Origin of the sequence: Streptomyces sp. SolWspMP-5a-2 (assembly GCF_900091845.1) — a bacterium.
GTDB lineage: Bacteria > Actinomycetota > Actinomycetes > Streptomycetales > Streptomycetaceae > Streptomyces > Streptomyces doudnae.
Map to the genome: position 1 here is coordinate 1 of NZ_FMCI01000030.1, position 19087 is coordinate 19087.

The 19087-nt window shown below is 71.7% G+C and carries 14 protein-coding genes and 1 tRNA gene; 7 read left to right on the plus strand and 8 right to left on the minus strand.

All coding sequences use genetic code 11. From position 1 onward, the window contains the following. Nucleotides 1-145: 145 nt before the first annotated feature. Nucleotides 146-1396, minus strand: coding sequence for a sugar ABC transporter substrate-binding protein (locus GA0115242_RS01815; protein WP_093823768.1), 1251 nt, complete (start codon nt 1394-1396; stop codon nt 146-148). 476 nt (nt 1397-1872) lie between these two features. Next, nucleotides 1873-2928 (minus strand): LacI family DNA-binding transcriptional regulator, encoded by a 1056-nt coding sequence (locus GA0115242_RS01820; RefSeq protein ID WP_093823770.1) that lies wholly within the window; start codon nt 2926-2928, stop codon nt 1873-1875. A 348-nt stretch (nt 2929-3276) separates the two neighbouring features. Between GA0115242_RS01820 and GA0115242_RS01825 the strand changes: the two genes are divergently transcribed. Continuing rightward, a complete protein-coding gene (locus GA0115242_RS01825) occupies nt 3277-5475 on the plus strand; it encodes an amylo-alpha-1,6-glucosidase (protein ID WP_093823772.1) in 2199 nt (732 codons plus the stop codon). 221 nt (nt 5476-5696) lie between these two features. Here GA0115242_RS01825 and GA0115242_RS41200 read toward each other — a convergent pair whose 3' ends face one another. Further along, nucleotides 5697-8099, minus strand: a complete 2403-nt coding sequence (locus tag GA0115242_RS41200; RefSeq protein WP_237548616.1) for a PA14 domain-containing protein — start codon at nt 8097-8099, stop codon at nt 5697-5699. Nucleotides 8100-8345: 246 nt separating this feature from the next. After that, nucleotides 8346-8474 carry a hypothetical protein gene (locus GA0115242_RS41415; protein ID WP_256089346.1) on the minus strand — a complete coding sequence of 43 codons (129 nt, stop codon included), beginning with the start codon at nt 8472-8474 and terminating at the stop codon, nt 8346-8348. Here GA0115242_RS41415 and GA0115242_RS40210 point away from each other — a divergent pair. From GA0115242_RS40210 to GA0115242_RS40215, 3 genes are all read left to right on the plus strand, one after another. Further along, entirely contained in the window at nt 8467-8760 is a 294-nt protein-coding gene (locus GA0115242_RS40210) for a hypothetical protein (protein ID WP_141721450.1), read from the plus strand. The genes GA0115242_RS41415 and GA0115242_RS40210 overlap by 8 nt on opposite strands. A gap of 490 nt (nt 8761-9250) precedes the next feature. Continuing rightward, nucleotides 9251-9742 (plus strand): hypothetical protein, encoded by a 492-nt coding sequence (locus GA0115242_RS01835; protein WP_141721451.1) that lies wholly within the window; start codon nt 9251-9253, stop codon nt 9740-9742. 251 nt (nt 9743-9993) lie between these two features. Continuing rightward, on the plus strand, nt 9994-10185 hold the full coding sequence (locus tag GA0115242_RS40215) for a hypothetical protein (protein ID WP_141721452.1): 192 nt from the start codon (nt 9994-9996) through the stop codon (nt 10183-10185). A gap of 538 nt (nt 10186-10723) precedes the next feature. Here the strand turns inward: GA0115242_RS40215 and GA0115242_RS01840 are convergent. The 3 genes from GA0115242_RS01840 to GA0115242_RS01850 all read right to left on the minus strand — a co-directional run bounded on the left by GA0115242_RS01840 (nt 10724) and on the right by GA0115242_RS01850 (nt 14115). Next, nucleotides 10724-10799, minus strand: a tRNA-Arg gene (locus GA0115242_RS01840). Between the two features lie 182 nt (nt 10800-10981). After that, nucleotides 10982-12700 (minus strand): IclR family transcriptional regulator domain-containing protein, encoded by a 1719-nt coding sequence (locus GA0115242_RS01845; RefSeq protein WP_093823778.1) that lies wholly within the window; start codon nt 12698-12700, stop codon nt 10982-10984. A gap of 131 nt (nt 12701-12831) precedes the next feature. Then, complete coding sequence (locus tag GA0115242_RS01850) at nt 12832-14115, minus strand: M6 family metalloprotease domain-containing protein (RefSeq protein WP_176729719.1); 1284 nt, start codon at nt 14113-14115, stop codon at nt 12832-12834. 289 nt (nt 14116-14404) lie between these two features. On the opposite strand from GA0115242_RS01850, the gene GA0115242_RS01855 reads away from it, so the two are divergent. Beyond that, a complete protein-coding gene (locus GA0115242_RS01855; protein ID WP_093823781.1) occupies nt 14405-15049 on the plus strand; it encodes a TetR/AcrR family transcriptional regulator in 645 nt (214 codons plus the stop codon). 399 nt (nt 15050-15448) lie between these two features. Then, nucleotides 15449-16993 (plus strand): MFS transporter, encoded by a 1545-nt coding sequence (locus GA0115242_RS01860; RefSeq protein WP_093823813.1) that lies wholly within the window; start codon nt 15449-15451, stop codon nt 16991-16993. A gap of 261 nt (nt 16994-17254) precedes the next feature. Here GA0115242_RS01860 and GA0115242_RS01865 read toward each other — a convergent pair whose 3' ends face one another. Continuing rightward, nucleotides 17255-17755: a MarR family winged helix-turn-helix transcriptional regulator gene (locus GA0115242_RS01865; protein WP_093823783.1), complete on the minus strand. Its 501-nt coding sequence runs from the start codon at nt 17753-17755 to the stop codon at nt 17255-17257. Between the two features lie 97 nt (nt 17756-17852). Here GA0115242_RS01865 and GA0115242_RS01870 point away from each other — a divergent pair, with 97 nt between their 5' ends. Beyond that, nucleotides 17853-18644, plus strand: coding sequence for a dioxygenase family protein (locus GA0115242_RS01870; protein WP_161352950.1), 792 nt, complete (start codon nt 17853-17855; stop codon nt 18642-18644). Nucleotides 18645-19087: the final 443 nt, after the last annotated feature.

Genomic DNA, 19087 nt, shown 5'->3' on the forward strand with positions numbered 1-19087 from the left:
CGGCGCGGGGCGCCGCGGCAGGGCCGGGCCCGCCGGACGCGTCAGGTGCGCCCGCCGGGTCGGCCGTTCGGGGGCCCGAGCCCGCGCGGGTGCGCGGGCCGGGCTGCGGGTGGTTCGGCGTACGGGACGTACTGGACATGGCGGCTCAGTTGTCCTTCGCCTTCGTGAGCGCCTGCTCGCCGTTGCGCTGGAGGTTGCCGAGGACGGTCTTCGGCTCGGTGGTCGCCAGCGCCGCGAGGTCGGTGTTGAACTGGCTGAGGACCTTGTCGAAACCGGCCACGGTCACCGGGCCCTGCGCGTAGGCGTTGGCCTCCAGCCACACCTTCGCGCTCGGGTCCTTCGCCGCCAGCTCGGTCTGGGCGCTGGTGCGGGAGGGCAGCACGCCGAACGCGTCGGCGTTCGCGAGCTGCTGCTTGGCGGAGGTCAGGTACGTCACCAGGTCGACGGCGGCGGCCCGGTGGGCGCTCTCGGCGGCCACGCCCCAGCACTGGCTGAAGGCGAGGGTGCCCTTGCCGCCGGGTCCGGCGGGCAGCGGCACGGCGGTGTACTTGGTGTCCGGGTAGTCCGTCTTCATCGCGCCGGTCAGCCAGCTTCCCTCGATGGTCATCGCGGCCTTGCCCTTGCCCAGCGCCTCACCGCCCCACCCGGTGTCGACCTGGGGCGCGTACTTGAGGGAGCCGGACTTCAGCAGCGACTTGACGTAGCTGAGCGCCTCGGTGTTCGCCGCGCTGTCGGCGGTCATCTTCGACTGGTCCTCGTCGGTGATCCAGCCGCCGGCCTGCTTCATGAAGACGCCGAGCCGCGCGTACTCGGCGCCGACGACCAGACCGGTGGTGCCCTTGCCGGTCAGCTTGCCGGCGACGGTCTTCAGCTGCGCCCAGGTGGTCGGGTAGTCCTTGTCGGTCAGCCCGGCCTTCTTCCACAGGTCGGTGTTGATCGCCAGGGCGAGCGTGGAGACGTCCTTGGGCAGGCAGGTCAGCTTGCCGTCGTAGGTGAAGGACTGGCGCAGCCCCTCGTTGAAGTCGTCGGCGTCGGAGACCTTGTCGCCGTAGGCGTAGAGCGAGCCGCCCTTGGCGTAGTTCGCGAACTGGTCGGAGTTGACGTAGAACGCGTCCGGCGGCTTGTGCCCGGCGAAGGACTGCGCGAGCTGCTGGTTGATGTCCTTGGCGACGTCCACGGTCACCTTGTTGCCCGACGCCTTCTCGTACGCGGCCACGGCGTCCTGCACGGCCTTGGTCTCCGCGTCGCCCGAGGAGGCGATCAGGATCTTGAGGTTCTGCTTCGAGCTGCTGTCCTGCTGGGTCTTCTCGTCCTTGTCGAAGCTCGACGAGCAGCCGGTGACGGACAGCAGCGCCGCGCAGGTGACGAGGGCCGCGGCGGCCGTACGGTGTGCCATGGAATCCTCCGGGGATCAGGGGTGGTTCGTGTGCGGCTCCACCCGGGCGGGGCACTGGGGCACGGGCCCGGGGTGTGGGGATGGAGGAGGGGACGGTGGGGCTCTGGGGTGGTGGGGGACGTGCAGAAACGTTTCTGGATCGGGCACGGGGTGATGGCTGTCGGCCGTCTGCCTTCATCAGTTTTTGTCGGCTTTTATCGGTCGCCGCCGGTCGTGACTGGCCTTTCGGCTACCGGAGTTCCGGGGTGGCCGGTGGTTCCGGGTAGCCGGTGTTCCGGGGTGGTCGGTAGCCGGTAGCCGGTGGCCGGTTCCGAGGCCGCTGTCCGTCACCCGGATCCGTCACCGCCGTCCGTCACCGGAGTCCGTTGCCGACTGCCGATGGCCGACGGATGGTCGCCGATGACCGATGACCGATGCCGGTAGGCGGGTTGCCGGGTGGCCGGGTGGCCAGGTCTCCGGGCGACTGGGTCTCCGGGTTACCCGCCGGGAGGCGGTGGTCCGGCCGTGCTGTCGCGGGCGACCAGGGACGGCTCCAGCAGGATCCGTTCGGCCTCCGCGTCCGGCGCGGCGAGCCGGGCCAGCAGCAGCCGTACGCACTCCCGTCCGACCTGTTCCAGCGGCTGGGCGAGCGAGGACAGCTCGGGGGAGAGCAGCTCGGCGGTCGGCGAGTCGTCGAAGCCCACGACGGAGACGTCCCGCCCCGGCGCCGCGCCGCGTTCGCGCAGCGCCCGGTAGCAGCCGAGGGCGAGCATGTCGCTCGCCGCGACGACGGCGGTGGCGCCCGCGTCCAGCAGCGGCTTCGCCGCCGCGTGGGCCGCGTCGATGTCGTTCACGCTCTGCCCGCGCCTGCCCCGGGTGGACAGGCCGTGCCGCCGCATCGCCCGCTGCCAGCCCGCGGCCCGGTCGTCACCGGCGCCGGAGGAACCGCGTTCCCAGCCGAGGAAGGCGATCCTGCGGTGCCCGAGGGAGACCAGGTGCTCGACGGCGGCGTCCGTCCCGGAGGCGCCGTCGACGTCGACCCAGTCACCGATCTGCCGTCCCGACCACATCCGCCCGAAGCTGACGAACGGCACGCCCCGCTTGGCCAGCCACGCCTGCCGGGGGTCGCCGTGCTCGGTGCCGCTCAGCACGAAGGCGTCCACCTCGTGCTGGTCGAGCAGTTCCTCGTAGCCCTCCAGCGTCGGACCGCCGGGCGGGCAGGCGAACAGCAGGATGCGGTAGCCCGCCTCGTCGGCGGCCTGGGAGACGGCGTGCAGGAAGCGGTCGAGCACCGGGTAGCTGAACGGCGAGGGCTGGATGCCGTAGCCGATGAGCTTGCTCGAGCGGGTGCGCAGGGTCTGCGCGGCGCGGCTGGGGCGGTAGCCCATCTCGTCGATCGTCCGCCGGACCCGGTCCAGGGTCTCGGGGCGGAGCAGGTCGGGAGAGTTGATGGCGTTCGACACGGTCTGCGGTGACACCCCGGCCCGGCGGGCGACCGTCGCGAGGGTCACCGGGCCGCCTTTGGCCGATGGGCTGTTGCTGGAGCGGGGCATGCGGGGTCTCCGGCGTACGGGAGAGGAAGCGGGACGTGCGGACGGTACTGCGGCTCGGACACCGGCGTCGACCTCGACGCTTCGATCATGCGGACGGGGGCTGGGTGGTGGGGCTGAGGGACGGAGGTCGGCTGGTGGACGGGGCTGGTGGACGGGGTCGGGGATCCGGAACCGGCGGCACCGGATCTCGGCACCGGATCCCGGAGGTGGATCGCGAAGGTGGATCGCGAAGGTGGATCTTGAAGCTGGATCTGATGTGCTGGTTTTAGCGTTCCAAAAGCATTGTCAGCGCCCTGAGGAGCGACTTACTGTCTTTGGAACGATCTAACGCTGAGAGGTTCTACTCACTTGGACACCACTGTCAAGCCCCAGGACACCAACGGGTCGGTCACGGCGTCCCCCGTCGACGTGGCCGGACTCCAGCCGTTCCTGCATGACGCGGTCGTCACGCTGCATGCCCCGAGCCTGGTCGTCTCCCGTGCGGACGGGCAGCTCAGCGAGGGTGCGGACGGCTTCTACCACGGGGACCGCCGGGCCCTGTCGCGGCTGACGGTCGCCGCCGACGGCGTCCCCCTGGCCCCGGTCGGCGGCGGTCTGCGCGGCGCGGACCGGGCCGAGTTCCGGTCGATCCTGCGCGGGCTCGGCGAGGTGACCCCCGACCCGGCCGTCGCCCTGCGCCGCCGCCGGCACACGGAGGCGGGCCGTCTGGAGGAGACGTTCGAGGTCACCAACGCGGGCACCAGGCCGGTCCTGTTCAGGCTGACGGTGACGGCGGGCACGGACCTCGCGCCGATGGAGCGGGTGAAGTCGGGCCGCTTCCCGGGGCTCGCGGAGGGGCAGGGCCCGCTGTGGCCGGGCGCGGGTCGGGAGGCCACCGGCTCCCCGGCCGCGGAACGGCAGCCGAGCAGGGTCGGGGCGACCGCTCTGAGCTGGGCGTCCGACGATTTCACGGTCCGGCTGTCGACGAGCCTCGCGCCGACCGCGGCCGACCTCACCGACGACACCGCCGTCCGCCTGTCGTACGACATCGGCCTGGCGCCCGGGGACTCCTGGTCCCTGACCCTGACCTGCGCGGCCGCCTACACCGACGGCGACCAGTTCCCGCCCCCGCCGGCCGGGCGGCTGCCCTGGAACGTCCCGGCGCTGCGCAGCGCGGACCGCGCGCTCGACCGCTGGGTGGCGCAGTCCCTGGCCGACCTGGACCGCCTGCGGCTGACCGACGCGGCCTCTGCCGACCCGGCCAGGCCCGACCAGTTCCTCGCGGCGGGCGCGCCGTGGTTCCTGACCCTCTTCGGGCGGGACGCGCTCTGGGCGGCCCGGATGCTGCTGCCGCTCGGCACCGAGCTGGCGGCCGGGACGCTGCGGACGCTGGCCCGCCGTCAGGGCGCCGTCACCGACGCGGCGACGGAGGAGCAGCCCGGGAAGATCCTGCACGAGGTGCGCAGGGCGTCGCTGCACTTCAGCGACGCGCTCTCGCTGCCGCCCGTCTACTACGGCACCGTCGACGCGACGCCGCTGTGGATCACGCTGCTGCACGACGCCTGGCGCTGGGGCCTGCCCGAGGCCGAGGTCGCCGACCTGCTGCCGCACGCGGAGGCCGCCCTGTCCTGGATGCGCGAGCAGGCGGACGCGAGCGGCGACGGCTTCCTGAAGTACGTCGACCAGACCGGCCACGGCTTGTCCAACCAGGGCTGGAAGGACTCCGAGGACTCGATCAGGCACCGTGACGGCCGCCTGGCGGGCACGCCGATCGCGCTGTGCGAGGTGCAGGCGTACGCGTACGAGGCCGCACGCGGCGGCGCCGCCCTGCTGCGGGCGTTCGGGCGGCCCGGCGCGGACGAGTGGGAGCGCTGGGCCGAGGACCTCGCCGAGCGCTTCCGGGCCCGCTTCTGGGTCGAGGACGAGCGGGGCAGGTACCCGGCGGTCGCGCTGGACGGCGAGGGGCTGCCGGTCGACTCGGTCACCTCGGGCTTCGGGCATCTGCTGGGCACGGGGCTGCTGAACCGCGAGGAGAGCGCCCTGCTGGCGGCCCGTCTGGCGGCGCCCGACCTGGACTCGGGGCACGGGCTGCGCACGCTGAGCACGGAGTCGGTGGGCTTCAACCCGTACGGCTACCACATCGGTTCGATCTGGCCGCACGACACGGCGATCGCGGTGCGCGGCCTGGCGCGGGCGGGGTTCCCGGCCGCGGCGGCGTCCCTCTCGCAGGGGCTGCTGACGGCGTCGACGTCCTTCGCGGCCCGCCTCCCGGAGCTGTTCGCGGGCCACGGCGCCGAGGAGACCCCGGACCCCGCTCCCTACCCGGCGTCCTGCCGTCCCCAGGCGTGGGCGGCGGCGGCGTCGGTGGCGGTCCTCCAGTCGGCCCTCGGCCTGGAGGCGGACGCCCCCACCGGCACCGTCACCCTGACCCCGGCCTTCGCGTCGTCCTACGGCCCCCTGACCCTGACGGGCCTGCGCATCGCGGACGCGGCCCTGGACATCACGGTCACGGAGACGGGCACGGTGACGGTGGAGGCACCGGAGGGGGTACGGGTGGTGGAGGTCTGAGGACGGGGTGCTGGGGCGGGGTGTCCGCCCAACCGCCGTTGCGGTGGCCCGTGTTCGGGGCGGTGAGGGCCGCGAGCCCGGGGGCGCGGCCCTCACCGCCGTCGCGCGCAGGACGCACGCCGGCCCCCCCGGGCGGTCAGGTTCCGCCGCGGACGTCCCCCCGATCCGCCGCGGCCTGAATCCCCGTCACCGCCGGGAAGCCGGCGGCACGGTCCCCGGGGTCACACGTAGTCGCCCTTGGCCGCCGCGTGGTGCACCACGGCGGCCGGTGTGCCGTCGGCGAGGACGCCGGTGATCCGGAGGAACGACGTCTCGCCCAGCGGCAGGCGGACGGGGACGTGGTACCAGCGGTTCGGGGCCGTGGCGACGGTGGTGACGGCCTCGTACGTCCCGGTGGCCCCGTTCCAGCGCTCCACGCGGTACTCGGTGATGCCGGCGCAGGCCGCCGGGTCGGAGCAGGCCCACTCCAGGCGGCCGAGCCTGGTCACGGCGTCGGGGTTGAGCACGGTGAGCAGACCGGAGTCCTCGCCGCGGGCGTCGTCGGGCCTGTTGTCGAGTTCGGTGGTGGTGACGGTGGGGGCCAGCTCGGGGGCGATGCGGTTGCCCCACGGGTCGATCGCGGTGACGAGGAAGGTCACCGTCTCGCCGTCGGCCGGTCCGGCGCACAGCATCGCGTTCGGCAGGGCGGTGAGCTTCTTGGGGTCGGCGGCGTCGGCGCACCCGTCGCTGTCGTAGCCGGTGCTGCCGTCCGGCCGCCGGACGACACGGGTGGCGGCGTACGTCAGCCCGCTCTCGGCGGGGGCGTCCCAGCTCAGCAGGACGCCGTCGGCGCGGGGCGTGGCGGTCAGACCGGTGAGGGGGGCCGGGGGGACGCTGTCGGGGGTGACCGTCTTCGGCGCGGACATCGGGGACGTGTTCCCGGCGGCGTCGGTCACCCTGATGCCGTAGGTGTAGGTGGTGCCGTCGAAGGCCGGCAGCTCGTCGACGTACGCGTAGGGCGACGGCTTCGGGGAGTCCTTCGACACCGTCCCGACGAGACGGGGACTGTCCCCGAGGGTGTCGCCGGTGGACCGGTAGACGCTGACGGTGCCGCCGGTCTCTATCTCGCCCCTGGTCAGGTTGCCCCAGCCGATCGTCAGCGAGCTGGTGCTGCCCGCCAGATGGGACACGGAGAGGGAGGGCGTCGTCGGCACGACGGTGTCGACCGTGTTGACCGTCAGGACGGCCGTGCTCCCGGACAGATTCCCGGCACGGTCGGTGACGTTGATGTAGTAGCGGACGGGCCTGCCGTTGCGGGGCAGTCCGGTGTCCGTCCAGGAGGTCTTCGGGGTCAGGGCCGTGACCCCGAAGCCACCCGCCGCCTGTCCCCGGCTGACCCAGTAGTTGGCGAGGTCCATCTCCTTGTTGGGAGCCCAGGAGAGGGTGGCGGAGTCGGTGGCCTCGTCGTACACCACCTTCGCCCCGGTGGGCGTGAGCGGGGCGACCTTGTCCACGGTGGCGTCGGTGCGGGGGGTGTAGGCGAACTTGACGGCGGCGGCGCCGGTCCAGTTGACGTAGTCGACGCGGAGGGTGTGGGTGCCGCGGGGGACGGTGACGTTGACGGTCTTGGAGACGGTGCTCGACCCGTTCTTCCAGAGGTCGATCTTGCGGGTGCCGTCGAGGTAGACGCGGATGCCGTCCTGCCCGGAGGCGGCGAACGAGAAGGGACCACCGGAGCCGAAGTCACGGGTGATCTGCCAGCGGACCCCGAAGTTGTCCTTGCCGACGCCGGTGACCGCGGGCGCGTTCGAGCCCCAGTTCTCGTCGATCGCGGTGTCGGTGTCCGTGCGCTTCGGCGTGCCCGTGAAGCCGGTGTTCGCGAAGTACTGGCGCAGGAAGACGGGGTTCCCGGTGACCGAGACGTCGGCGGTCCCGGCGGACAGGTTGCCGGACTTGTCGACGGCGCGGATCTCGTAGAGGTGGGTGGTGTCCCCGGCGGTGGTGTCGGTGAAGGACGTGCCGGTGACCGTGGCGAGGGGAGCGCCGAAGGACGTCTGGGCGGGGGTGCGGCGGTAGACGCGGTAACCCGCGAGGTCCATCTCCTTGTTCGCCGTCCAGCGCATGAAGTTCCGTCCGGAACCGGCGTCACGGGCTATCGACAGCCCGGTGGGGGTGAGCGGGGCGACCTTGTCCACGGTGGCGCCGGTGCGGGGTGTGTAGGCGAACTTGACGGCGGCGGCGCCGGTCCAGTTGACGTAGTCGACGCGGAGGGTGTGGGTGCCGCGGGGGACGGTGAGGTTGACGGTCTTGGAGACGGTGCTGGACCCGTTCTTCCAGAGGTCGATCTTGCGGGTGCCGTCGAGGTAGACGCGGATGCCGTCCTGGCCGGAGGCGGCGAACGAGAAGGGACCACCGGAGCCGAAGTCGCGCTTCACGGTCCAGCGGACCCCGAAGTTGTCCTTGCCGAGGCCGGAGACCCCAGGCGCTTTGGAGCCCCAGTTCTCGTCGATGACGGTGTCGCAGTCCGTGCGCTTCGGCGACCCCGAGAACCCGGTGTTCGCGAAGTACTGCCGGGTGTAGGCGTTCGTCGCGCAGGCCGCCGCAGACGCCGGGGCCCCGGCGACCGCGACAAGAGTGCCCGTCATGGAGATCACCACCGCGGTCGCGGCGGCCAGACGGGGTCTTCCGACACTGCTCACTGCATCCCCTTTTGAGCATGTGACCGTCCCACGGACAGTCGTACGAGGAGTGGGATACATGAGAGGGGCGAGTGGTTGTACGGCGGGCGGATTCTGATCGCGGCGGGTGACGGGTGATCCCGCCGGACGCCCGCCCACGGGCACGCCGGCCGAGCCGCCACCGGACCTGGCCGCTGCGCGGGCGGCGTTCCGTCAGACCTTCTCGACCCGCACGGAGCGTCCGGCGAGGAGCCGGTCCATGTCGTCGGTGTCGGACGTGAAGACGGTCGCCTCAGCTCCCTGTGCGGCTTCCCGCCCTGCCACCGTCGCCGCGTTGTCCATCGCGGTATTCGCTTACGCCTCCTTCCAGGTGCCGGTCTGGTGTGGGGCGGTCAACCGCGACGGCAGGACGTACTGCCGGAACAACGCCTACGGCGTACTGATGGGGTGTCGAAACCGCCAACATCGGTGGCAGAAGCTCAAGATGATCGTGCTCCGAAGCAAGGTCGGGGACGTGAGTCGCGCCGTTTTCCCGACCGCGAAAGAGAAGTTCAACGCCTTCTTGGCCGTAGCGGGCCTGCTCTCTGCGATCGCAGCAGTGATCGTCCCTGTCTTCACTGGTGACTGAGCGCCCTACCCCAACCCGTCGTGGCGAGAGCCACCGTGGGTTCAAATCCCACACCCACCGCACAGGCTGAAGGCCCCTGACCGGGAACATCGGTCGGGGATCTTCGGTGTGCGCGCTGCCCGTTCGTGACCGTGGTTTCCCGTGAGTTCCTGATCGATCGGGCACGGATGGGACACGGCTGCTCTGGCGCTCTACAGAACGAGTGCTTTGCGGAGTACCGAGGCTGAGTCCCGGCCGCGGAAGTGCAGAGCGGCTGGTCGATAGAAGAGGGAGCGTTTGCCGCCCCAGGACGCGTTGAGAACCTCGATGCGACTGTTTGTTCGAAGTAGCTGCGGGCGATCCATGGGAGCGGAAGCTCAGATTCCAGCTCGTGAACCTGCGTTTCCAAGGTTATCGACACCTCGGAGAGGGCTAGTAGCTACCCTCACCTGAACGCGTCGTTTAAACGTTGCCACCATGGCGCGCGTTCAGATGTGTTATCCTGAGGATCATGGGAGAGAACCAAGCACTCCGGGATGCACTGGAGGTGGCGCAGCGGCAACTCGTAGAAGCTGAGAATGAGCTTCGCGATGTGCGGGAACGCGTGCGCAACCTGCGGTCCGTTGTGTACGGGCTCAAGCAGATCTTCGAGCCGGGGGACGCAGGGCGGAGCTTCGAACTGCAGCCTGCCGTCGAGGAAGCACAGGCGGTGCAAGCTGGCGAAGATCGAGTGACACGCAGGAGGGGGGAGCCGTCCCCGACCGTGCGTCGGGCTGCGCAGATCTTGGCCGATGCGCGAGGCCCGATGCGCATGCCCGACATCATCGAGGAGTGGACGCGCCGCGGCTGGGTGGATCCGACATGGCGGACCCCCAAGTCCGCGATCAACATGATCTACCAGCGTGCTCTCAAGAGTGGGCTGGTCGACCGGATGCCTGACCGGTCTTGGGTCCTCAAGGCGACCGCCCCCGATGAAACTCCGGGGGACAAGGTTGAGGACTAGCGTGTTGCTACCGAGGGGTCCAGGGGGTGCCGCACTCCATGCAGTGAGGTTGTCCGGCATACCCCGAAATGGAGCCGTCTTGGCGCATGCAGACAGCTCCTTGTTTGGTGCTGCCCGGGACCCTCAGCTCGAACCAGCCGCTTCCGCACATGCATGTCGCGGAGCGCGCTTCGTCCGAAGCCGGGGCCCTCCGTGAGTTCAGATCAATGACGTCCACGGAATCACTCATCCAGCACAGAAAGAGAATCGACATGAATCGACGACACGGGCCCAAGGGGCCCAACGGCGAGTGGAAGACCGGACAGCGTGTGCCCGCGACGGGTGTCTACACCGACCAGTACGGGGTGTCCACCTTCCATGAGGCTGGCGCTACGTTCCCGCCGTGCATCGACCGCAAGGGCGAAGCCGCCTACCGGACGCTGAGCCAGGCGCGAACTGCCTAGCCGAGGCGCTTGATGGTTGCAGCCATCTAACGCCAGTTTTACCCATGAGGGGTGGAGGGCCATCGGCCTTTCACCCCTCCTCCTTTTTGCCCAAGCGGTCGAGCATCGAGTCGTCCGGAGGAGTGTCATTGGATCGGATCGTGGCTTCTCTGTCTAGAGGGCCACGGCTCCCTCACTCGAACGAATCTTGGTAGACGCACTGTCAGCGTACGACGGTGCGTCGCTGACTGGCGAGTCGGGGTCTGCGAACTAACCTCCTTCACCACACCCCACCCCAGCTCTCATCCCGTCCGCCGTCGACCCACACGTCTGTGGAGCGGGCATGGTTCATGGCGTCCAGGTGGAGCGCCCCACTGGACGAACGACCTGGACGCCATGGGCCGCGTCTGCTCGGCTCTGCCTGGGTCGACGGCGGACGGGATGGGAGCTCCCCACGCTCGTCACGATGTGCCTGCGGCCGGGAACGGCGCCGCCTCCCCCCGATGTCAGAAGTAGATGTCAAAGGCCCCGGACCATGATCGGTCCGGGGCCTTTTGGCTGGTGCCCCCGGCAGGATTCGAACCTGCGACACCCGCTTTAGGAGAGCGGTGCTCTATCCCCTGAGCTACGAAGGCGGGGTCTGTCGGAGTGAGGACGGGGCTGGGCCCCTGGTCGCTCCGGCAGGGATGGTGGGACCGCCCTGCGGGCCGAGCCACCGCCGTCAGTGTAGCGGGTTGGCCGTGGGCGGCGGGGCGGGCGGTGGGGGTGTCCGGCCCGGGGAGAGCGCGGCGTCAGCCCGAGGTCGTGTGCGCCGTGCTCAGGTCAGGGGGATCCGGGTGAAGCGGGACGCCACCCTGAGGTCGCGTTCGATGTCCGTCGCCGTTCGGCGCAGGGCCGGGAGCAGGTGCGTCTCGCACTCCGTGATCGTGTGGCGGGCCGCGTGCAGGGCGATGTTCACCGCCGCGACCGTGCGGCCCGCGCGGTCGCGGATCGGGACCGCGATCGAACGCAGGCCCTCCTCCAACTCCTCGTCCACCAGCGAGAATCCCTCGGCCCGCGCCCGCTCCAGCAGGTGCGTGAGGGCCGCCGGGTCGGTGACCGTGCGCGGGGTCAGGCGGGGGAGCGGTGACGGCAGCGCGGGCGGGGCGTCCGCCAGGAGGACCCGGCCCAGCGAGGTCGCGTACGCCGGCAGCCGCGTGCCCACCGCCAGGTTCACGCTCATCACCCGCGTCGTCGCCACCCGCGCCGTGTACTGGACCTCCGCCGGGCCGTCCGCGCCCGGCACCAGGATCGCCAGCGACGACGACTCGTGCGTCCGCGCCGACAGCGACGCCAGGTGCGGGGTCGCGATCCGGGGCAGCGTCGTGCGGGACAGCGGGGGATAGCCGAGGGAGAGCACCCGGGGCGTCGGCGTGAACGTCCGCGGGTCCTCGCCCGGCTCCACCAGGCCCAGGTGCTCGAACGTGATCAGCGCGCGCCGGGCCGTCGCCCGCGCGAGGCCCGTCGCCTTCGCCACGTCGGTGAGGGTGAGCGCCGCCCGGCCCTCGCCGAACGCCGTCAGCACGGTCAGCCCGCGGGCCAGCGACTCCACGAAGTCCCGGCCCAGCTCCTGCTTCGACGACCCCGTCCACGCCGCCAGCCCGGACGGCGCCGGTGCCTGCCGTGCCGGGCCCGCCGCCCGCAGCGTCCGTTCCATCGCGGCCACCGCCGTGCGCAGCCTCGGCAGCAGGGTGTCCCGCAGGTCCGCCGCCGAGTGCCTGCTCGTGTGGCTCACCACGCTCACCGCGCAGACCGTCCGGCCGCCGCGCGGGTCCCGCACCGGCACCGCGACCGCCACCAGGCCCGGTTCGATCAACTGGTCGTCCAACGCCCAGCCCGCGTCCGCCGCTTCCCGCACCCGCTGGGCGAACGACGCGGTGGGGGAGGGGAGTTCGGGTGCGGTCGGTGACGGTCTCGGCGGGGGGAGGGGCGTCTCCCAGTCGGGACGCGGGGGGTCGGCCGGGTGGCCCGGGGCTCTGTTCCCCGCGGTCCTGGCGTGCCAGTCGTGCCACTCCCGTTCCGTCCACTCCGCCGCGAACAGCGGTCCAGGCGCGGTGCGTTCGGACGGCAGCAGGTCCCCGATGCGGAAGCTCAGCGACATCGCGCGGCGCCTGGTCGCCTGGTGGATGAAGCGGATGCCGTCCCGGTCGGGCACCGCGAGCGACACCGACTCGTCCAACTCGTCGGCCAAGGCGTCCGCGTGGGCGTTCAGCAGCGACGGCAGCCGCAGCGCGGCCAGGTACGCGTTGCCCAGCCGCATCACGTTCGGGGCGAGGACCGCGTCACGGCCGTCCAGCCGCACGTACCCCATCCGGGCGAGCGTCGCGGTGACCCGGTCCACCGTGGAGCGGGCCAGGCCGGTCGCCCGCTCCAGCCCGCTCGGGCTCAGCGTGCCGCCCGCCTCGGTCAGCGCCCGCAGCACGGCCACCCCGCGGATCAGGGGCGCGACCGCCTCCGCCGGTACGGCGGACGGCTCCGGTTCAGGGTTCGCGGGCATCGGCTCTCCGGTACGGCGATCAGGGCACGCCTACGGTAATGCGCGGATCTGGGGCTCCATGACCCCCGCGCCGTCGTCCCCCTCCGGACGTCGACGGCGTCCCGGGGTGCCCGAGGCCGCCGCGTCCGGGCTCACTCCCGGGTCACCGTGATCCGGTAGCCGCCCGCCGGGTCCGTTCCCGTCACCGCGATGCGGACTCCCCGGCCGGCGTCCTTGAAGGTCTCGCCCTGGACGAAGGGGGCGTCGGAGAGTTCCGCGTGGACGTTCGGGCTGCGGGTGCAGCCGCCGCTGTCGGGGCGCGCGTCGAGGACCTTCACCGGGCCCATCCCGGTGTCGACGTTCGCGTCGACCTTGTAGATCAGCGCCCCCGGACGGCAGACCGCCTCGTCGTTGCCCTCCCGGGTGCGCACCTCCACCGCGTAGCCGGAACCCCGGCCGAGGGGGACGAACAGGAGCTTCGGGCCGCCCGCGCGGGCCAGCGGCGTCAGCGTGAACTCGGACGTCCCGCGCCGCGCCGCGCACTTCACCTGGGACTCGTCGAGCCACCCCAGCTTCCACTTGTGCCAGCCGAGCAGGTCGTTGTCGACGCCCCAGTCCTCGCTCATGATGTCCCAGTGCCCGACCGCGCCCCCGCCCTCCTGGGTGTAGAGGTCGGGCAGGCCGAAGACGTGGCCGTTCTCGTGCGGCAGCACCCGGAAGCCGGTGCGGGCGTAGGAGCCGGAGCCGTCGTCCTGGCGGGAGTAGACGAACGACGCGTTGGCGATCGGGACGCCGTCGGCGATCGGGGCGTCCGGGTTGCCCGCGAACGTCACCGACAGGACCGTGTCGAGGGCGGAGGGACCGGCGTTCGGGGTGACCAGCACGTTGAGGAAGTCGTACGAGCGGAAGTCGACCTGCGGGTCGGCGGCGGAGACGATGTCCTGGACGAGGTCGCGGTAGGCCGGGTCGAAGGGGGCGCCGCGTTCTATCCCGTACTCCTTGAACGACTTCGGCATCCGCAGCCAGCGGGGTATGGGGGCCTCGGGACGGTAGTCGAGGCGGCCGTAGGACGCGGTGCGGAACCACTCCTGGGTCTGCGGGAAGAACTCACGGAACCGGTCGAGGGCGTCCCCCTGGCCGGGGGCGTCGGAGAAGTCGACCATCAGGTTCAGGGCGCGGACGGTGCCGGTGGAGCGGGAGTAGCCGCCGGTGGTGGGGACGCCCTCGGACATCTGGACGGCGTGCCCGCCGTTGATCATGCAGGGTTCGAGCGCGGTGCCGCGGGCCATGGCTATCGGACCGGCGCCGGAGCCGGACGTCGCCCTCGTGAGGTGCCCGGTCCCCGCCGAGGTGCTGACGGTGAGGGTCAGGGCGGTCACGGAGGCGAGGGCGGCCACGCGGCGCGTGCGTATCCGACGTCTGGCCGGCTGCTGCATGCGCGCACCTTTCGTCGCGGCAGCCACCGGTCACCGGCTGCCCCCTTCCGATCACCCTCGGCCGGGGGGCGCGCGGGCGCGCGCTGGGAGCGCCCGAACGTGGCTGGTCCGCGGGCGGATCGGTGCCCGTCGCGCCGGGCGCGGGCGCAGGTGTGACTCAGGTCACCGAATGTTTCCCGGTGGCGGGAAATAACCGGGGACGGTTTCCCCGTTTGAACCCGTGTCCGAGCGAAACGGGGACGCCCTCCCCGGATCGCGCACACCGACCTTCGAACCCAGGGAGTACGCCGTGACGGCCACCGCAAGTCCCGTGCGCAAGGTGACCCGGCCGCGTGCCGACGCCCAGCGCAACCGGGAGCGGATCGTCTCCGCCGCCCGCGAGATGTTCGTCGAGCACGGGCCCCATGTCCCGCTCGACGAGATCGCCCGCCGGGCCGGTGTCGGCAACGCCACGGTGTACCGCCACTTCCCCGACCGGGACGCGCTGGTCCGCGACGTCGTCTGCTCCGTCATGGACCGCACCTCCGAGGCGGCCGAGACGGCGCTCGCGGCCGGCGGGGACGCCTTCGCGGCCCTGGAGCGCTTCGTGCACACCGCGGGGGACGAGCGGATCAGCGCCCTGTGCCCGATGATCTCCAGCACCTTCGACGAGAGCCACCCCGACCTGGAGGCGGCCCGGCAGCGGGTCGAGCGGACCGTCGGGGAGATCATGGACCGCGCCAGGGCGGCGGGCCGGCTCCGTCCCGACGTCGGCGTCGGTGACGTGATGGTCGCCGTGGCGCAGCTCAGCCGGCCCCCGGCCGGCGCGGCCTGCCTCAGCGTCGACAGCTTCGTCCACCGCCATCTGCAACTGTTCCTCGACGGACTGCGCGCCCCGGCCCGCTCCGTCCTGCCGGGGACGACCGTGACCATGGAGGTCCTCCGGCAGTCCTGACAGCCCTGACCGTCACCGTCACCGTCACCGTCACCGTCTTCGACAGCGACAGCGACAGCGACAGCGACAGCGACACCGTCGTCCGTCCCGTCCACCGCCTCGACCCCGGCTCCGCGCCTCCCGCGCGGCCGGTCCCTCCGGGTCCCCGCGATCCGGCCGGTCCGTCCCGGCGGGCCCGACCCCGAACCGGCGGAACCGGCCGACCGACCTGACCCAACCCGGCCCCAGGGCCGCGGCGGCTCCCACTCAGGTCCGGCCCCCGGCAGCGCCCGGCCCGTCACCGTCGAACCCGAACCACGCCTCCACGGCCGTCACCGTCGACGTCCCGTGGTCCGCCACGCCCTGCTCCGCGCTCACACCACCTTGTTCCGTCACGAAAGTCCCGAAGTGGGTACCTCCATGTCTGAAACCGCCGCTCCGGCTCGCGGCGCCGTCGGCAAGCCCGGCGACGCCAACCGCTGGAAAGCGCTCGTCTTCATCGCGCTCGCCCAGCTGATGGTCGTCCTCGACGCCACCATCGTGAACATCGCCCTGCCCTCGGCCCAGACCGACCTGGGCATCTCCGACGGCAACCGGCAGTGGGTCGTCACCGCCTACGCCCTCGCCTTCGGCGGGCTGCTCCTGTTCGGCGGACGCGTCGCCGACCTCTGGGGCCGCAAGCGCGCCTTCGTCACCGGCCTCACCGGCTTCGCCCTCGCCTCCGCGCTCGGCGGCGCCGCCACCAGCGGCGCCATGATGTTCGGCGCCCGCGCCCTCCAGGGCGTCTTCGGCGCGCTCCTCGCGCCCGCCGCGCTCTCCCTGCTCGCCGTGATGTTCACGGACGCCAAGGAGCGCGCCAAGGCGTTCGGCATCTACGGCGCGATCGCCGGTGGCGGCGGCGCCGTCGGCTTCATCCTCGGCGGTGTCCTCACCGAGTACCTCGACTGGCGCTGGACGTTCTTCGTGAACATCCCGTTCGCGATCGTGGCCGCGCTCGGCGCGTACTTCGTCGTCCGTGAGCCCGAGGGCGGCCGCAACCGCTCCCCGCTCGACATCCCCGGCGTCGTCCTGTCCACGCTGGGCCTGGTCTCGCTGGTCTACGGCTTCACCCGCGCCGAGTCCGACGGCTGGAGCGACGCGGTCACCGTCTCGCTGTTCGTCGCGTCGGCCGTGCTGCTGATCGCGTTCGCCGTCACCGAGTCCCGGGTCAAGGCGCCGCTGCTGCCGCTGCGCGTGGTCACCGACCGCAACCGCGGCGGGATCTACCTCTCCCTCGGCATCGCGATCATCGCGATGTTCGGCACGTTCCTCTTCCTGACCTACTACCTCCAGGTCGTGAAGGGCTTCACCCCGATCCAGACCGGCCTCGCCTTCCTGCCGATGGTCGTCGGCATGATGGTCGGCTCCACCCAGATCGGCACCCGGCTGATGACCCGCCTCCCGGCCCGGATGCTGATGGCGCCCGGTTTCGTGGTCGCCGCCGTCGGCATGCTGCTCATGACGGGACTGGAGATCGGCTCGTCGTACGCCTCGACGATCCTGCCCGCGATGCTGCTGCTCGGACTCGGCATGGGTACGGCGTTCATGCCGGCCATGTCCCTGGCCACCCTGGGCGTCGAGCCCCGGGACGCCGGTGTCGCCTCCGCGATGGTCAACACCTCGCAGCAGGTGGGCGGCGCGATCGGCACCGCCCTGCTGAACACGATCGCCGCCTCCGCGACGACCGGGTACATCACCGGCCACATCGCGGGCGCCCGCTCCGGGTCCCAGCGGCAGCTGGTCCAGTTGCAGGGCATGGTGCACGGCTACACGGCCGCCATCTGGTTCGCCGTCGGCATGCTGCTGCTGGCCGCGGTCATCGTCACGGTCTTCGTCAACGCCGGACGCCCGGAGACCCACGTGGTCACCACCGGCTCGGACAGCGACCAGGACGACGAACTCCCGGTGCCGGTCATCGCCCACTGACCGGACGCGACCGCCACGGCGGCTGTCGCAACGGCGGCCGTGACGGCGGCCAGCCACGACGGCGGCCACGACGGCGGTCACGACGACCGTTACGACGGCGGCCGTGACGGCGGCCACGGTGGGCCGCCACGGCGGGTGACGGTGGCCGGTGATCCGCGCTCAGCGGTCGCCGTCGCCCGTCGAAGGTCACCGGCCGCCGATCACCCTCGGCAAAAGGCGCGGACGCGCCCGCCCCCGGTCGCGCCGCGGGCGGGCCCGTGTCTACCGCAGCCAGGGGAGGTCGGCGCCCGCCTCGTTCGGCTGGAGTCCCTCGGCGACGATCTGCATGATCTCGCCGAGGGATTTCTGCTGCTCGGGGGTGAGCCGCTCGAACACCGCCTGCCGGACCGCGCCGACGTGACCGGGCGCCGTGCGCTCCAGCACCGTCAGCCCCTCGTCGGTGAGGACCGCGAACTGGCCGCGCTTGTCGGAGGGGCAGTCCTCGCGGCGCACCCAGCCGTTCTTCTCCAGGCGCGCGATCGCGTGCGAGAGGCGGGAGCGGGTGATCTTCGCCTTCATCGCCAGTTCGGTCATCCGCAGCCGTCGGCGCGGCGCCTCGGCGAGGCCGACGAGCAGCCCGTAGTAGACGTGCGGCATGCCGGCGTCCCGCTGGAGCTGCCGGTCGAGATGGTCCTCCAGGAGTGTGGTGGCGTGCAGATACGCGCGCCAGACCCGCTGTTCCTCGTCGGTCAGCCAGCGCGGGTTCTCGGATGCCGTGTTCATGGGCTCCACTGTACGAGCACCCTCATTGAAAGTTAAACAAGTGCGGCGTACGCTGAGCCGTACATGAATTTGAGGTTTCAAGTAGGGAGTCGCCGCCATGTCCGCCGCCACCCAGGAGCGCATGCCCGCCCTCTATCTGAGCCACGGCGCCCCGCCGCTCGCCGACGACCCCGTCTGGCCCGGTGAACTCGCCGCCTGGGCCGCCGGTCTGCCGCGCCCCAAGGCCGTCCTCATGGTCTCCGCGCACTGGGAGGAGGCCCCGCTCGCGCTCGGCGCCACCACCGCCGTCCCGCTCGTCTACGACTTCTGGGGCTTCCCCGAGCACTACTACCGGGTGACGTACGACGCCCCCGGCGCCCCCGCGCTCGCCGAGTCCGTGCGGAAGCTGCTGCGCGCCCCCGGCACGCCGGTGCAGGACATCCCCGACCGCGGTCTCGACCACGGCGCCTACGTCCCGCTCGTCGAGATGTTCCCGGAGGCCGACATCCCGGTCCTCCAGGTCTCCATGCCGACCCTCGACCCGGTGCGGCTCATGGAGATCGGGCGCAGGCTCGCGCCGCTGCGGGACGAGGGCGTGCTGATCGTCGGCTCCGGGTTCTTCACCCACAACCTCGCCGCGCTGCGCCACACCGGCCCCGGCGTGCCCGGCTGGTCGGCCGAGTTCGACGACTGGGGTCACCGGATGCTCGACTCCGGTGACGTCGACGCGCTGCTCGACTTCGCGCACAAGTCCCCGTCAGGGCAGCTCGCGCACCCGCGCACCGAGCACTTCGCCCCCCTCTTCGTCACCCTGGGCGCGGCGGACGCGACCGGTGAGCTGGACACCCGGAGGTCCGTCATCGACGGGTTCTGGATGGGCCTCGCGAAGCGGTCCGTGCAGTTCGGCTGAGGCCCCCGGAGCGGATCGCCGTCCCGGCCGGGGTTTCGTACGCGCGTTTGGCGCGATACGCGCGACGAGGGCGGCGTGGGGCAGGGCAGGGCGGGGCTGGGCGGGGTGCGGCCCAGAATCTCCTGTGTGTCCGCATCCGTGGCAACCATCGGCGGGTGCGGACCGTCTTCAGGGTGGGAGAGCGGCCACGACCGGCGCTCTCCGCTACGGAGAACGGTGGTGCCGAACGTGAGGGACGTCTCACGCGCCGAGTGGTCTCAGAGGCCGGTGAGCGTGTCGGGATCCCCCGCGACTCCCGGTCTGACCTGCGCCTCTGCGGGTTCCGTCCGCATCAGGCGCACCGCCGGGGCGGCACAGGGTACTGCATGATCAGAAAAATCGGGGGACGGGTTGGGAATTCTGTCCGGATTCCAGTCGTTGTTTCCATCAGATGCTGGGCACCC

Coding starts and splice junctions, on each gene's coding strand:
- GA0115242_RS01820 (WP_093823770.1), bottom strand. CDS start 2,928: ATGCCCCGCTCCAGCAACAGCCCATCGGCCAAAGGCGGCCCGGTGACC.
- GA0115242_RS01815 (WP_093823768.1), bottom strand. CDS start 1,396: ATGGCACACCGTACGGCCGCCGCGGCCCTCGTCACCTGCGCGGCGCTG.
- GA0115242_RS01835 (WP_141721451.1), top strand. CDS start 9,251: ATGGGAGAGAACCAAGCACTCCGGGATGCACTGGAGGTGGCGCAGCGG.
- GA0115242_RS41200 (WP_237548616.1), bottom strand. CDS start 8,099: ATGACGGGCACTCTTGTCGCGGTCGCCGGGGCCCCGGCGTCTGCGGCG.
- GA0115242_RS01850 (WP_176729719.1), bottom strand. CDS start 14,115: ATGCAGCAGCCGGCCAGACGTCGGATACGCACGCGCCGCGTGGCCGCC.
- GA0115242_RS01860 (WP_093823813.1), top strand. CDS start 15,449: ATGTCTGAAACCGCCGCTCCGGCTCGCGGCGCCGTCGGCAAGCCCGGC.
- GA0115242_RS01865 (WP_093823783.1), bottom strand. CDS start 17,755: ATGAACACGGCATCCGAGAACCCGCGCTGGCTGACCGACGAGGAACAG.
- GA0115242_RS40215 (WP_141721452.1), top strand. CDS start 9,994: ATGAATCGACGACACGGGCCCAAGGGGCCCAACGGCGAGTGGAAGACC.
- GA0115242_RS01845 (WP_093823778.1), bottom strand. CDS start 12,700: ATGCCCGCGAACCCTGAACCGGAGCCGTCCGCCGTACCGGCGGAGGCG.
- GA0115242_RS01870 (WP_161352950.1), top strand. CDS start 17,853: ATGTCCGCCGCCACCCAGGAGCGCATGCCCGCCCTCTATCTGAGCCAC.
- GA0115242_RS41415 (WP_256089346.1), bottom strand. CDS start 8,474: ATGGACAACGCGGCGACGGTGGCAGGGCGGGAAGCCGCACAGGGAGCT.